Source organism: Azospira sp. MPR-E4, assembly GCF_058809645.1.
The window spans coordinates 1-13,468 of sequence record NZ_JBXAST010000042.1; the positions used below are offsets into that span (position 1 = coordinate 1).

The following is a 13,468-nucleotide window of genomic DNA, read 5'->3' on the forward strand; positions in this document are numbered from 1 at the left end:
GTGGGAAAACAAGCCTTCTGGGGAATCGGGGCTGTTACTCGAACCGCCGGCCTGCCGACATGGGGCGGGCCTTGTTGTGGGTCATTCTCATTAACCCCGATGCGGCGGAAAACCGCACCAGGCAAAGCCCGATCAGGCTAACCGAAGCCCGGTGACTTTTCAAATCACCTACATCCTGCGGGGGCTTTTTTTCGCTTTTGATTCACATCATAAACCTGGGTTTCCGTAGGGGCATAGAGTGGTCGAACCTTGAGCCGGCCCTTCGAGCCGTGCCTGCCGATTGGGGGAATCATCCGTGAATATTTCCAGCATTCTGGTCAACGCCGGGCCGCAGCAGATCGCGGCCGTCGAGGCGGGTCTGGCGACCTTGGCGGGCGTGGAGGTCCACGCCGTCTCCGAAGAGGGCCGCATGATCGTCACCATCGAGAGCGACGGCGACCGGGAAACCACCCAAACCTACGAGGCGATACAGCAGCTGCCGGGCGTCATGTCCCTGGCCATGGTGTATCACCACTTCGAACCTGATCCCGAGAAGGAGTCCTGAGATGAACCTGACCCGTCGCGACTTTATCAAGAGCAGCGCCGTCGCCGCCGCCGCCAACGCCGCCGGCATGGCGGTGCCCGGCGTATCCGAAGCCCTGGCGCAGCAGCCGAAGAATGACGGCATCCGCTGGGACAAGGGCGTCTGCCGCTTCTGCGGCACCGGCTGCGGTGTCCTGGTGGGCACCAAGGACGGCCGCGTGGTGGCCACCCAGGGCGATCCGGAAGCGCCGGTAAACCGGGGCCTCAACTGCATCAAGGGTTACTTCCTCTCCAAGATCATGTACGGCAAGGACCGCCTGACCCAGCCCCTGCTGCGCATGAAGAACGGCCAGTACGACAAGAACGGCGACTTCACCCCCATTTCCTGGGACCAGGCCTACGACATCATGGCCGAGAAGTGCAAGGCAGCCCTCAAGGCCGGCGGCCCGCGCAACATCGCCATGTTCGGCTCCGGCCAGTGGACCATCTGGGAAGGCTACGCCGCCGCCAAGCTGTGGAAGGCCGGGTTCCGCTCCAACAACCTGGACCCCAACGCCCGCCACTGCATGGCCTCCGCCGTGGCCGGCTTCATGCGCACCTTCGGCATCGACGAGCCCATGGGCTGCTATGACGATGCGGAGCACGCCGACGTGTTCGCCCTGTGGGGCTCCAACATGGCGGAGATGCACCCCATCCTCTGGTCCCGCATCACCGACCGCCGCCTCAACGCCAAGCACGTCAAGATCCACGTGCTGTCCACCTTCACCCACCGCTCCTGCGAGCTGGCCGACAACGAGCTGATCTTCAAGCCCCAGTCCGACCTGGCCATCCTCAACTACATCGCCAACTACATCATCCAGAACGGCGCGGTGAACCAGGACTTCGTCAAGAACCACGTCAAGTTCAAGAAGGGCGTCACCGACATCGGCTACGGCCTGCGTCCCAACCACCCCCTGGAACAGGCCGCCGGCAACAACGGCTACCCGGGCCCGGACGGCAAGCCCAAGGGCGACCCCAACAAGGCCACCGACATCTCCTTCGACGAGTTCAAGGCCTTCGTCGCCGAATACACCCTGGACAAGACCCACGAAATTTCCGGCGTGCCGAAGGAAAACCTGGAAGCCCTGGCCAAGGCCTATGCCGATCCCAAGGTGAAGGTCGTTTCCTACTGGACCATGGGCTTCAACCAGCACACCCGGGGCACCTGGGTGAACAACATGATCTATAACGTGCACCTGCTGGTGGGCAAGATCTCCGAGCCTGGCAACGGCCCCTTCTCCCTCACCGGCCAGCCTTCCGCCTGCGGCACGGCCCGGGAAGTGGGCACCTTCGCCCATCGCCTGCCCGCCGACATGGTGGTGGTCAATCCGAAGCACCGGGAAATCACCGAGAAGCTGTGGAAGCTGCCCGCCGGCACCATCCCCGACTGGGTGGGTCTGCACGCCGTGGCCCAGAGCCGCGCCCTGAAGGACGGCAAGGTGGCCTTCTTCTGGTCCACCACCACCAACAACATGCAGGCCGGCCCCAACATCAACGGCGAGGTCTACCCGGGCTGGCGCAATCCGGCCGCCTTCGTGGTGCACTCCGACGTCTATCCCACCGTCTCCGCCCTGGCCGCCGACCTGATCCTGCCCTCCGCCATGTGGATGGAGAAGGAGGGCGCCTACGGCAACGCCGAGCGCCGCACCCAGTTCTGGCGCCAGCAGGTCAAGCCCCAGGGCCAGGCCCGCTCCGACGTGCTGCAGTACGTGGAATTCTCCAAGCGCTTCAAGATGGAGGAAGTGTGGCCCGCCGAACTGCTGGACAAGGCGCCCGAGTACAAGGGCAAGACCCTCTATGACGTGCTCTACGCCAACGGCGAAGTGAACAAGTTCCCCGTCTCCGACCAGCTGAAGGGTTTTGAGAACGAGGAAGGCAAGGTTCTCGGCTTCTACCTGCAGAAGGGCCTGTTCGAGGAGTACGCCGCCTTCGGTCGCGGCCATGGCCACGACCTGGCTGCCTTCGACACCTATCACAAGGCCCGCGGCCTGCGCTGGCCGGTGGTGGACAACAAGGAAACCCTGTGGCGCTTCCGCGAAGGCTACGACCCCTACGTCAAGGCCGGCGAGAAGGTGCGCTTCTACGGCTTCCCCGACGGCAAGGCGGTGGTCTTCGCCCTGCCCTACCAGCCTGCCGCCGAGCAGCCGGATGCCGAGTACGACCTGTGGCTCTGTACCGGCCGCGTGCTGGAGCACTGGCACACCGGCTCCATGACCCGGCGCGTGCCCGAGCTGTACAAGGCCATGCCCGACGCCTGGATCTACATGCATCCGGAAGACGCCAAGAAGCGCGGCCTGCAGCGCGGCGACACGGTCAAGGTGCAGTCCCGCCGCGGCGAGATTTCCACCCGGGTGGAAACCCGGGGCCGCAACAAGCCGCCCCTGGGTCTGGTCTTCGTGCCATTCTTCGACGAGCACCGGCTGGTGAACAAGCTGACCCTGGACGCCACCTGCCCCATCTCGAAAGAGACGGACTTCAAGAAGTGCGCCTGCAAGGTGGTCAAGGCCTAAGCACCTACACAACCGGATAAGGCATCAGGGAGGCCGGCGGGGCGGACAGCGAAGTCCGCCCCCAGTCGGTTCCCGCCGCCGGTCACGCCATGAGCGATCTTTCCAACTCCCCTCCTGCCAAGTCCGACAAGGCTGCGGCGGCCCGGCGCCAGTTCTTCGCCGACGCCGGCCGCATGGCCTGCGGCGTCGGTCTGCTGGGTCTCGGCCTGGGCTTCCATGCCAAGCAGGCCCGGGCCCTGCCGCCGGCCGCCCTGCGCCCACCCGGCGCCGGCGCGGAGGAGGACTTTCTCGGTGCCTGCATCCGTTGCGGCCTGTGCGTGCGCGACTGTCCCTATGGCACCCTGTCCCTGGCCCGGCCGGAGCAGCCGGTCTCCACCGGCACGCCCTATTTCGTCGCCCGCCAGGTGCCCTGCGAGATGTGCGAGGACATCCCCTGCGTCAAGGCCTGCCCCACCGGCGCCCTGGACCACGGCCTCACCGACATCAACCAGGCCCGCATGGGCCTGGCGGTCCTGCTCGACCAGGAAACCTGCCTCAATTTCCTCGGCCTGCGCTGCGACGTCTGCTACCGGGTGTGCCCGGTGATCGACAAGGCCATCACCCTGGAGCTGCGGCCCAATACCCGCACCGGCCGTCACAGCATGTTCATTCCCACGGTGCATTCCGAGCACTGTACGGGCTGCGGCAAATGCGAGCGCTCCTGCGTCCTCGAAACCGCCGCCATCAAGGTCCTGCCCGTGCCCCTGGCCAAGGGCGAGCTGGGCCAGCACTACCGGGTCGGCTGGGAGGAAGAGAAGAAGGCCGGCCATTCCCTGGTGGACGACAAGGGCCTGGGCGACCTGCCGGACCGCATGCCTGAAGGCGCCCGTCTGGAGGGCCACTTCGACCCGGCCAGCCAGGGAGGCCCGTCCCTCGCCCCCGGCAAGCCGGCCACCCCGGGCAGCGGCGTCGATAGCCTGGCGCCGAGCATCCCCGGTGCCGACGCCCATGGACCGGGCGTTCCGGCCATACCCCAGAACATCCCCGGTGGCGGCCTGCCCAACCGGCTTTCCGACGAGGCGGCGCGATGAGCTTCCTCTCTCCCCGTTTCCCCGCCGCTCTGGCCGCCAAGGGCCGGCTCGGCGCCAACCGCTGGCTGCTGCTGCGGCGCCTGTCCCAGGTCGGCATCCTGGGCCTGTTCCTGCTCGGCCCCCTGGCCGGCCTGTGGCTGGTCAAGGGCAACCTCAGCTACAGCCTGACCCTGGACACCCTGCCCCTGGCCGATCCCCTGCTGGTGCTGCAGGTGCTGTTCTCCGGCCATCGCCCCGAGGGCCTGGCCCTGCTCGGCGCCGCCATCGTGCTCGCCTTCTACTTGCTGGTGGGCGGCCGGGTGTATTGCTCCTGGGTCTGCCCCATGAACCTGGTCACCGACCTGGCCGGCTGGCTACGGGAGCGCCTCGGTCTCAAGGGCAGCGCCCACATCAGTCGCCGCAGCCGCTACTGGATCCTGGGGCTGACCCTGCTGCTGCCCCTGGCCGGCGCCGGCCTGGCCTGGGAGCTGATCAATCCGGTATCCATGCTGCACCGGGGCCTCATCTTCGGCCTGGGCGCCGCCTGGACCGTGGTTCTCGCCATTTTCCTGCTGGACCTGCTGATCATGAGCCGGGGCTGGTGCGGCCACCTGTGTCCGGTGGGCGCCTTCTACGGCCTGCTCGGCCGCACCAGCCTGCTGCGGGTCAGCGCCCGCCGGCGCCAGGACTGCGACGACTGCATGGACTGCTTCGCCGCCTGCCCCGAACCCCAGGTCATCCGCCCCGCCCTCAAGGGCGAGGCCAACGGCACCGGCCCGGTCATCCTGGCCTCTGCCTGCACCAACTGCGGCCGCTGCATCGACGTTTGCGCCAAGGACGTCTTCGTCTTCGGCAGCCGCTTCAACCAGCACACCCAGCGCTGCGCCCCGGCCGGGGAGGCCGAAGGCCAGACAGACCATCGCAAGACCATCCATTGAGGAGCCGACCATGAACCGACTGCACAAACTGACCCTGGCCATCCTGGCCGCCTCCTTCGCCTGCCTGGCACAGGCCGCCGATGCGCCCAAGACCATGCGTGGCGCCGACATTCCCGCCGGCGACCCGGCCCCCGAGGTGAAGGCCTACGCCGGCAAGAAGCCGGGCCTGCAACAGCCCATCGCCCGCACCTACAAGGAGCAGCCGCCGGTGATCCCCCACGCGGTGGACAACTTCGACGAGATCACCCTGGAAGAGAACCAGTGCCTGACCTGCCACGGTCCGGAGAAGTACAAGGAGAAGAAGGCTCCGAAGATCGGCGAGAGCCACTTCATCGACCGGGAAGGCAAGCAGCACGCCGAAGTCACCCACCTGCGCCACAACTGCGTGCAGTGCCACGTGCCCCAGGTGGATGCCCCGCCCCTGGTGGAAAACACCTTCGTCGGCAACATCGCCGCCAGCAAGGACGCCAAGGCCAAGAAGAAATAAGCAGACCGTTGCGCCTGTCGGCAGCAACGGCGATTGCCATCACTTCCGGGTCCGCCCGGTTACAGAGGGAAGCGGAGCACCTGCGGCGGCGGGGCTCCGCTTTTTTTTCGCGCCCCATCGTGCCGGACAGCTGGCGTGAGGCGGCCTCCTCCTCCGTCCGCCCGGAGCCGGTGTCCGCCCTGGAGCATCGCCCCGGGAGCCCCCTTGGGCTCCGCCCCCGGATTCCGGCCCCGGGTACCGCTCGCCCCTCTCCCTGGGCGGCGGTTCGCTCTGTATAATTATGTATTTTTAATTCCACCGATTTCAGGAGCCTCTCCATGTCCCAGCGTCCCTTCAAAGTTCTCGGCATCCAGCAGATCGCCATCGGCGGCCCTTCCAAGGACAAGCTGAAGACCCTGTGGGTCGACATGCTGGGCCTGGAAGTCACCGGCAATTTCGTCTCCGAGCGGGAAAACGTGGACGAGGACATCTGCGCCATGGGCAAGGGCCCCTTCAAGGTCGAAGTGGACCTGATGCAGCCCCTGGACCCGGAAAAGAAGCCGGCGGTGCACACCACCCCCCTCAACCACGTGGGCCTGTGGATCGACGACCTGCCCAAGGCCGTGGAATGGCTGACGGCCAACGGTGTGCGCTTCGCCCCCGGCGGCATCCGCAAGGGCGCGGCCGGTTTCGACATCTGCTTCCTGCACCCCAAGGGCAATGAGGAATCCCCCATCGGCGGCGAAGGCGTGCTGATCGAACTGGTGCAGGCTCCCGCCGAAGTGGTGGACGCCTTCGCCAAGCTGGCCGGCTGAGCAGCACCGCCCACAGGCTTCCGCAATGAAAAAGGCCGCCCGCGGGCGGCCTTTTTCACGTTCACGCTGCCCGCAACGTCCTACTGGCCCACCTGACGGAAGGTGTTGCGGCCGGCCCGCTTGGCTTCGTACATGGCCTCGTCGGCACGCCTGAGCAGGGTCTGGGCGTCCTCCCCGTCCTCCGGATAGAAGGCCAGGCCGGCGCTGGCGGAAACCAGCAGTTCCCGCCCCTCCAGCACCACCGGCCGGCTCATTTCCGCCACCACCTTGGCCGCCACCTGGCGCCCGTCCTCCACCGCCGCCAGGTCCTCCAGCACCAGCACGAACTCGTCGCCGCCCAGGCGCGCCACCGTATCCACCGCCCGCACCGAGCGTTGCAGGCGGTCCGCCAGCACCACCAGCAACTGGTCGCCCACGGCATGACCATGCTCATCGTTGATCGGCTTGAAGCCGTCCAGGTCGATCAGCAGCAGGGCCAGACGGGTGCCGTTGCGCCGACCCACCGCCAGACCGTGGCTGATGCGGTCGTCGAGCAGCAGACGGTTGGCCAGCCCGGTCAGGGGATCGTGCCGCGCCATGCGCTGCAACTGCTGCTCGTTGGCCAGCAGGCGATCGTTGGCGGCGGCCAGGTCCCGGGTCCGTTCCGCCACCCGGGCCTCCAGCAGTTGCTCATTGCTGCGCAGGGCATTGACCAGGTCCTGCTTGCTGTGGAGAGCCTCGCCCTGGGCCAGTTCCCGAGCCAGGCGCTCGGCCTGGATGCGGTCGGCCAGGGCAAAGGAGAGCAGCAGCATCTCCAGGGCCGAACCGATCTGCATGCCGTAGGAAGTGAACAGGGTGGTGGGCAGCCAGCCCAGGTTGCGCAGGGCCATCATGCCCACGCCCACCAGCAGCAGGGACCAGGCCAGGAGGAAGTAGCGGGCCCCCGGGTGGCGCCGCAGCTGGGCATGGACGCCCACCGCCACGGCCACGGCGGAAAAGGCGGCGCCAAGCAGGGAGGTGAGGATGGCGGCCCAGCGGTAAGGCAGCAGGGCCGGACCCAGGGCGGCCACGGCAAAGCCGGCGGCCAGGGCCAGGATCAGCTTGTCGGCCCGGGGATTGCTGTGCCGGGTATTGAGGAAGAGGCGGGTAAAAATGGCGCCGAAGAAGCCGGTGGCGGCAAAGCCCGAGGGCAGGGCCACATTGCCCCAGGCGGGGAAGGCCGGCCAGATGTATTCGTTGCCCAGGCCGTTGAGGGACAGCTGGCCCACCGCCATGCTCACGGCGAAGGCCACATAGACCAGATAGATGCGCTCCCGCAGGGCGAAGAAGAGCAGCAGGTTGTACAGGCCCAGGGCCAGCAGCATGCCGTAGTAAAGGGAGAAGCCGGCGTAGGCGTCCTGGTTGTGCAGGCGGAAGGCATCCGGCGTCCACAGGGTCAGGGGCAAAGTCAGGCTGCCCTCCGACTCGACCCGCAAATACAGGGCGAGTGACTCGCCGGGTCCCAGCTCCAGGGGCAGCACCAGATTGCGGTTGGGATAGGGGCGTTCGGCAAAGGGCAGGCGGTCCCCGGTTAATTGGTAGTCGACGCGGCCGTCGGCCCGGGGCAGGAACAGCTCCACCCGATCGAGGGAGGGAAAGGCGATCTCCAGCAGCCACGGGCTGGAACGCTGCAGGCGGGACTCCAGGGGAATGCGCAGCCAGAAGGCGGAGGAGGAATAGCCGAAGTTCAATTCGCCCAGGGCATGGGCCGGCGCGAAGCGGCCAGCGGCGGCGGCCTGCCGCACGGCGGCCAGGTCGAGCTTGCCGCCCGGGTCTTCCAGCACTTCCACGTGGGGCACCAGGGCAAAGCTGCCGTCGTCCTGATCCAGCACCAGGGGATGGGCCCGGACGACGGCAGGCAGCAGGAGCAGGAAAAACAGGAGGGCCTGCCACAGCAAGGCCGGGCGGTCTCTGGGAGCCGAGGGGGAGTGGAACACGGATGTCTCCGCTTGTATTTATGCCCGCATTCTAACCACAGACGTCCCCGGGCAGAGGAGTAAAATGCCCCATCCACCGATCCTTCCGCCCCTGCCATGAGCGTTGCCCCGCCCTCCCCCTCCCAGCGTCAGGCCCGCAGCCGTTACCAGCGGGGCATGCTGGCCTGGCTGCAACAGCCGGGGGACCCGGCCGGGCTGCCGGAGATGCGGGCCGCGGTGCGCCACCTGGAAGCCGCCGCCGGCGACTTCGCCCCCTTCTGGCACAGTGCCGAAGTGTTCCTGCGCGCCATCTCCGACGGCACCCTGGCAGTGGATGCGGAATCCCGCCGCCTCTGCGCCCGCATCGACCTGCAGATGCGGGCCGCCCTGAATGGCAGCGAAGCCCCCGAGGGCGGCCTGGCCGAGGAACTGCAGCAGTGCATCCGCCAAGGTGCCGGCCAGCTGCCGCCGGTGACCGAACTGATTTCCCTGATGGCCAAGCCCGAGGCCCCGGACCTGGACGCTGAGGCAGTAGCCGCCTGGAGCGCCGCCGGCAACGCCGCCGTGGCCGCCTGGAATGGGCGCGGCAGCGGCGATCTGGCGCCCTTCCGGCGGGCCCTGATCGACCTCTGCGCCGCCGCCATGAGCCTCAACCTGCCGGAGACCCTGCACCTGGCCGAATCCCTGGCCGGTGTCGGCGACCGCCTCGACGCCCCGGAGGCGGCGGAGGACCCCTACCTGCGCGCCGCCATCGCCGCCGCCCTGGAACTGCTCGGCGACACCCGGGACCTGGGCCTGCCGGTCTTCGCCGAACGGGTGGCCCACGTCGCCCAGCGCCTGGCGGAATGCCGGGAAAGCCAGCGTCCCGCCGTCTCGCCCACCCTGCTGCGCCTCTTTGCCGGCGAAATCGGCGAGCAGGCGGCCCTGATGCGGGAGGAACTGGCCTGCCTGGAGCCGGATGGGGAAGCCCTGGCCGAATCGGCCCACTGCCTGGCGGACCACGCCGCCCACCTGGAACTGGACAGTGCCGAAGCCCTGGCCCAGGGGCTGGCGGCGGCCATCGTCCGGGCCCAGGCCGGCCACGGTTTCGACCACCCGGAAGTCCGCGAGGCCCTGGAAGCGGCCCTGGCCGAGCTGGACACCATGGCCGACTTTCTCCTGGTGGCCCAACCCCTGCCCGAAGCCACGGACATCCTGGAAATCCTGGCCCAGGTCTGACGCGGCACCGCGTCTGCCGCCACCGGCCTCCCTCCCTCGCCGTAATATCCATGTAAGCAACAGGGTATTTACTGGCCTTGCCGGCCCGCCGCCAGACGGCGCAGGCGGGCAGCCAGTCCAGGGAGAAAAAAATGAACCAGATGCCGCTAGTACCGCCCGGTAGGGACACCCTGCCCAGGATCGAACGCCTGTTGCGCCGCGAGCTGGCGCTGTTCTTCACCCTGTGCGCCCTCCTCGGCGCCTTCCTGGCCTACGGCGCCCTGCGCACCCTGGCCTCGCCCTCCGCCCCGCCCCATCCCGTGCTGCAGGCCCGGGCCGACGTCCGGCCATAAAAAAAGGGCCGGTAGAACCGGCCCTTGGGCAATCCTGCCGCCGTCACCTGAGGGCGACGGCGGGCGGGATGAGGCGGCAGCAGCCGCTTATTCGAACTCGATGATGATTTCGTCCACCGACAGGCTGGAGCCGGCGGTGACGGAGATCTTCTTCACCTTGCAGTCCTGTTCGGCCTTGAGGATGTTCTCCATCTTCATGGCTTCGATGACGGCCAGCTTCTCGCCGGCCTTCACTTCCTGGCCGACGGCGACGGACACTTCGCGCAGCAGGCCCGGCATGGGGGACAGCAGGAACTTGGAGAGGTCGGGAGCGGCCTTTTCCGGCATGAGGGCCAGCAGTTCGGCGGCGCGGGCAGACATCACCATCATGTCGGCGCGGGTGCCCCAGTGGAACAGCTGGTAGGTCATGCGGTGGCGTTCCACCTGCAGGGTGAATTCCTCGCCGTTGCAGGTACCGTTGAACAGGGACTGACCCTGGCGCCAATCGGAGAGAAGCTCGTACTTCTCGCCGTTGTAGGTCACCAGATAGCCGCCCTCGATGGGCTTGGCCACCACGGGGTGACGTTCGCCGTTGCGGATCACCACCCACTCGTCGCCCACCTTGCGCTCGTGGCCCGGCAGCTGGCCGGAAACCTGGGCGGCGCGGTCGATGTAGCGGCGATGCACGAAGGCGGCGACGCCGATCAGCAGGGCCGGATCGTCGTGGGGCACCATGGAGGCGTCGAAGCCCTTCGGGTATTCCTTGGCGATGAAGCCGGTGTCGAAGATGCCGGACTGGAAGCGGGCGTGCTGCATCAGGGCGGCCTGGAACGGGATGTTCGAGGAGATGCCGCGGATGACGAAGCCGTTCAGGGCGTCACGCATGCGGGCGATGGCCTGCTCGCGGGAAGCGCCGTGCACGATCAGCTTGGCGATCATGGAATCGTAGTACATGGAGATTTCGCCGCCGTCGTAGACGCCGGTATCCACACGCACCTGACCGTCCACCTCGGCCGGCGGCTGGAATTTCACCAGGCGGCCGGTGGAGGGCAGGAAGCCGCGGAAGGGGTCTTCCGCGTTGATCCGGCACTCCATGGCCCAGCCGTTGATCTGCACGTCGGCCTGGGTCAGGGGCAGCTTCTCGCCGTAGGCGACGCGGATCATCTGTTCCACCAGGTCGAGGCCGGTGATCAGTTCGGTGACGGGGTGCTCCACCTGCAGACGGGTGTTCATCTCCAGGAAGTAGAACTCCTTGGTGGCACCGGAGACCACGAACTCCACCGTACCGGCGGATTCGTAATTCACGGCCCGGGCCAGGGCCACGGCCTGCTCGCCCATGGCCTTGCGCATCTCGGGATCGACGAAGGGGCTCGGTGCCTCTTCGATGACCTTCTGGTGCCGGCGCTGGATGGAGCAGTCGCGCTCGTTCAGGTACACGTAGTTGCCGTGGGAGTCGCCCAGCACCTGGATTTCGATGTGGCGGGGTTCCAGCACGTACTTCTCGATGAAGACGCGGTCGTCGCCGAAGGAGTTGCGGGCCTCATTGACGCAGGAGGAGAAGCCTTCGTGGGCTTCGGCGTCGTTGTAGGCCACGCGCAGGCCCTTGCCGCCGCCGCCGGCGGAGGCCTTGATCATCACCGGGTAGCCAATCTTCTTGGCGATTTCCACGGCAGCGTCGGGGCCGTCGATGGCATCGTTGTAGCCGGGAATGGTGTTGACCTTGGCTTCGATGGCCAGCTTCTTGGACTCGATCTTGTCGCCCATCTTGGCGATGGAGTAGTGCTTGGGACCGATGAACTTGATGCCTTCCTCTTCCAAACGGCGGGAGAACTCGGCGTTCTCGGAGAGGAAGCCGTAGCCGGGGTGCACCGCTTCAGCGCCAGTCTGCTTGCAGGCGGCGATGATCTTGTCGGCGACCAGGTAGGATTCCTTGGAAGCGGCCGGGCCGATGCAGACGGCTTCGTCGGCCATCTCCACGAACAGGGCGTCCTTGTCGGCCTCGGAGTAGACGGCGACGGTCTTGATGCCCATCTTGCGGGCGGTCTTGATGACGCGGCAGGCGATTTCGCCGCGGTTGGCAATCAGGATTTTCTTAAACATGTTTTAGTCCTTCCCGTCGCTTACAGCGGAATGTTGCCGTGCTTGCGCCACGGGTTGTCGAGTTTCTTGTCACGCAGCATGGCCAGGGAACGGCAGATCCGCTTGCGGGTCTCGTTGGGCATGATGACGTCGTCGATGAAGCCACGGGCACCGGCCACGAAGGGGTTGGCGAACTTGGCCTTGTATTCGGCTTCGCGCTCGGCCAGCTTGGCGGGGTCGTTCTTCTCTTCGCGGAAGATGATTTCCACGGCGCCCTTGGGGCCCATCACGGCGATTTCGGCGCTGGGCCAGGCCAGGTTCACGTCGCCGCGCAGGTGCTTGGAGGACATCACGTCGTAGGCGCCACCGTAGGCCTTGCGGGTGATCAGGGTGACCTTCGGCACAGTGCATTCGGCGTAGGCGTAGAGCAGCTTGGCGCCGTGCTTGATGATGCCGCCGTATTCCTGGGAAGTACCGGGCATGAAGCCGGGCACGTCCACCAGGGTCACCACGGGGATGTTGAAGGCGTCGCAGAAGCGCACGAAGCGGGCAGCCTTGATGGAGGACTTGATGTCCAGGCAGCCGGCCAGCACCAGGGGCTGGTTGGCAACGATGCCGACGGGGTGGCCATCCATGCGGGCGAAGCCGGTGATGATGTTCTTGGCGTAGTCCGGCTGGATCTCGAAGAAGTCACAATCATCAACCATCTTGATGATCAGTTCCTTCATGTCGTAGGGCTTGTTGGCGTTGTCCGGCACCAGGGTGTCGAGGGAGAAGTCCAGACGCTCGGCAGGATCGTTGGTCTTCTGCACCGGGGGCTTTTCCCGGTTGTTGGCGGGCAGGAAGTTCACCAGGCGACGCAGGTAGTTCAGGGCTTCCACGTCGTTCTCGAAGGCCAGGTCGGCCACACCGGACTTGGTGGTGTGGGTCACGGCGCCGCCCAGTTCCTCGGCGGTCACTTCTTCGTGGGTCACGGTCTTCACCACTTCGGGACCGGTGACGAACATGTAGGAGGAATCCTTCACCATGAAGATGAAGTCGGTCATGGCCGGGGAATACACGGCGCCGCCGGCACAGGGGCCCATGATCATGGAGATCTGGGGGATCACGCCGGAGGCCATGACGTTGCGCTGGAACACGTCGGCGTAGCCACCCAGGGAGGCAACGCCTTCCTGAATACGGGCGCCGCCGGAGTCGTTCAGGCCGATCACGGGAGCGCCGACCTTCATGGCGTGGTCCATGACCTTGCAGATTTTCTCGGCATGGGTCTCGGAAAGGGAGCCGCCGAAGACGGTGAAGTCCTGGGAGAAAACGAAGACCAGACGGCCGTTGATGGTGCCGTAGCCGGTGACGACGCCGTCACCCGGGTTCTTGGTCTCGGCCATGCCGAAGTCGGTGCAGCGGTGCTCCTTGAACATGTCCCATTCCTCGAAGGAATCGGGATCGAGCAGCAGCTCGAGGCGTTCGCGGGCGGTCAGCTTGCCCTTCTTGTGCTGGCTGTCGATGCGCTTCTGGCCACCGCCGAGGCGGGCGGCTTCGCGCTTTTTCTCCAGCTCGTGAATGATGTCGTGCATGTGGACTTCTCCC

General features: G+C 66.6%; 11 protein-coding genes. 8 read left to right on the forward strand and 3 right to left on the reverse strand.

Annotated elements, in window-relative coordinates; genetic code table 11:
• Nucleotides 1–295 precede the first annotated feature (295 nt).
• From AC1RTA_RS12185 to AC1RTA_RS12210, 6 genes are all read left to right on the forward strand, one after another.
• The gene (locus AC1RTA_RS12185; RefSeq protein WP_014235622.1) at nucleotides 296–544 is read left to right on the forward strand and encodes a chaperone NapD; all 249 of its coding nucleotides are present in this window, start codon (nucleotides 296–298) and stop codon (nucleotides 542–544) included.
• A 1-nt stretch (nucleotide 545) separates the two neighbouring features.
• Entirely contained in the window at nucleotides 546–3,071 is a 2,526-nt protein-coding gene (gene napA, locus AC1RTA_RS12190; RefSeq protein WP_152090380.1) for a nitrate reductase catalytic subunit NapA, read from the forward strand.
• 89 nt (nucleotides 3,072–3,160) lie between these two features.
• The gene (napG, locus tag AC1RTA_RS12195; protein ID WP_014235624.1) at nucleotides 3,161–4,141 is read left to right on the forward strand and encodes a ferredoxin-type protein NapG; all 981 of its coding nucleotides are present in this window, start codon (nucleotides 3,161–3,163) and stop codon (nucleotides 4,139–4,141) included.
• The gene (napH, locus tag AC1RTA_RS12200) at nucleotides 4,138–5,058 is read left to right on the forward strand and encodes a quinol dehydrogenase ferredoxin subunit NapH (RefSeq protein WP_492784841.1); all 921 of its coding nucleotides are present in this window, start codon (nucleotides 4,138–4,140) and stop codon (nucleotides 5,056–5,058) included. The genes napG and napH overlap by 4 nt, the downstream gene beginning before the upstream one ends.
• A gap of 10 nt (nucleotides 5,059–5,068) precedes the next feature.
• Nucleotides 5,069–5,545, forward strand: coding sequence for a nitrate reductase cytochrome c-type subunit (locus AC1RTA_RS12205; protein WP_130459820.1), 477 nt, complete (start codon nucleotides 5,069–5,071; stop codon nucleotides 5,543–5,545).
• A 317-nt stretch (nucleotides 5,546–5,862) separates the two neighbouring features.
• A complete protein-coding gene (locus AC1RTA_RS12210; RefSeq protein WP_014235627.1) occupies nucleotides 5,863–6,339 on the forward strand; it encodes a VOC family protein in 477 nt (158 codons plus the stop codon).
• 80 nt (nucleotides 6,340–6,419) lie between these two features.
• On the opposite strand, the gene AC1RTA_RS12215 is transcribed toward AC1RTA_RS12210, so the two are convergent.
• A complete protein-coding gene (locus tag AC1RTA_RS12215; protein WP_205229716.1) occupies nucleotides 6,420–8,294 on the reverse strand; it encodes a diguanylate cyclase in 1,875 nt (624 codons plus the stop codon).
• Between the two features lie 96 nt (nucleotides 8,295–8,390).
• Here AC1RTA_RS12215 and AC1RTA_RS12220 point away from each other — a divergent pair, with 96 nt between their 5' ends.
• Nucleotides 8,391–9,491, forward strand: coding sequence for a FimL-related protein (locus tag AC1RTA_RS12220; protein WP_492784842.1), 1,101 nt, complete (start codon nucleotides 8,391–8,393; stop codon nucleotides 9,489–9,491).
• Nucleotides 9,492–9,622: 131 nt separating this feature from the next.
• The gene (locus AC1RTA_RS12225) at nucleotides 9,623–9,823 is read left to right on the forward strand and encodes a hypothetical protein (protein WP_014235630.1); all 201 of its coding nucleotides are present in this window, start codon (nucleotides 9,623–9,625) and stop codon (nucleotides 9,821–9,823) included.
• Between the two features lie 87 nt (nucleotides 9,824–9,910).
• On the opposite strand, the gene accC is transcribed toward AC1RTA_RS12225, so the two are convergent.
• Both accC and AC1RTA_RS12235 read right to left on the reverse strand, forming a co-directional pair.
• Nucleotides 9,911–11,902, reverse strand: coding sequence for an acetyl-CoA carboxylase biotin carboxylase subunit (gene accC / locus AC1RTA_RS12230; RefSeq protein WP_014235631.1), 1,992 nt, complete (start codon nucleotides 11,900–11,902; stop codon nucleotides 9,911–9,913).
• 20 nt (nucleotides 11,903–11,922) lie between these two features.
• Nucleotides 11,923–13,455: an acyl-CoA carboxylase subunit beta gene (locus AC1RTA_RS12235; protein WP_014235632.1), complete on the reverse strand. Its 1,533-nt coding sequence runs from the start codon at nucleotides 13,453–13,455 to the stop codon at nucleotides 11,923–11,925.
• Nucleotides 13,456–13,468 lie beyond the last annotated feature (13 nt).

Excerpts from the sequence above, each read along its gene's own strand:
- napA (WP_152090380.1), top strand. The coding sequence starts at position 546 with ATGAACCTGACCCGTCGCGACTTTATCAAGAGCAGCGCCGTCGCCGCC.
- napG (WP_014235624.1), top strand. The coding sequence starts at position 3,161 with ATGAGCGATCTTTCCAACTCCCCTCCTGCCAAGTCCGACAAGGCTGCG.
- napH (WP_492784841.1), top strand. The coding sequence starts at position 4,138 with ATGAGCTTCCTCTCTCCCCGTTTCCCCGCCGCTCTGGCCGCCAAGGGC.
- AC1RTA_RS12205 (WP_130459820.1), top strand. The coding sequence starts at position 5,069 with ATGAACCGACTGCACAAACTGACCCTGGCCATCCTGGCCGCCTCCTTC.
- AC1RTA_RS12210 (WP_014235627.1), top strand. The coding sequence starts at position 5,863 with ATGTCCCAGCGTCCCTTCAAAGTTCTCGGCATCCAGCAGATCGCCATC.
- AC1RTA_RS12220 (WP_492784842.1), top strand. The coding sequence starts at position 8,391 with ATGAGCGTTGCCCCGCCCTCCCCCTCCCAGCGTCAGGCCCGCAGCCGT.
- AC1RTA_RS12225 (WP_014235630.1), top strand. The coding sequence starts at position 9,623 with ATGAACCAGATGCCGCTAGTACCGCCCGGTAGGGACACCCTGCCCAGG.
- accC (WP_014235631.1), bottom strand. The coding sequence starts at position 11,902 with ATGTTTAAGAAAATCCTGATTGCCAACCGCGGCGAAATCGCCTGCCGC.
- AC1RTA_RS12235 (WP_014235632.1), bottom strand. The coding sequence starts at position 13,455 with ATGCACGACATCATTCACGAGCTGGAGAAAAAGCGCGAAGCCGCCCGC.